This window comes from Chryseobacterium sp. SIMBA_029, assembly GCF_046535275.1.
Classification (GTDB): Bacteria; Bacteroidota; Bacteroidia; order Flavobacteriales; family Weeksellaceae; genus Chryseobacterium.
The window spans coordinates 1-265 of sequence record NZ_JAWRXA010000422.1; the positions used below are offsets into that span (position 1 = coordinate 1).

The 265-nt window shown below is 63.0% G+C and carries 1 pseudogene; it reads right to left on the reverse strand.

From position 1 onward, the window contains the following. A pseudogene (locus tag SB679_RS24680) lies at positions 1–265 on the reverse strand (hypothetical protein); the annotation flags it as partial.

A 265-nucleotide genomic window follows, 5' to 3' on the forward strand; every position in this document is an offset into this window, starting at 1 on the left:
GCCGTCGAAGGGAGTGTAAGCGGCCCCACGGAACAGGGAGCCTGCCGAATGGAGGATGGCCAACTGCTTGGGGTCGGTTGCATCAAGGGTCCGCAGATACTCGCCATAGCTCACCTGGCCGTCCCAAGGCTTGCCGAGGGCCTGTGTTTGCCTCTTGAAATGCAGCAGCGAGCGTTCGTCAGGGGCCGGCATGGTCCGGAGGATCCCCACCTTGCCCGCCAGCATCAGTTGCGCAGCAGCCATCCCTGTCATGAGGGAAATCTGC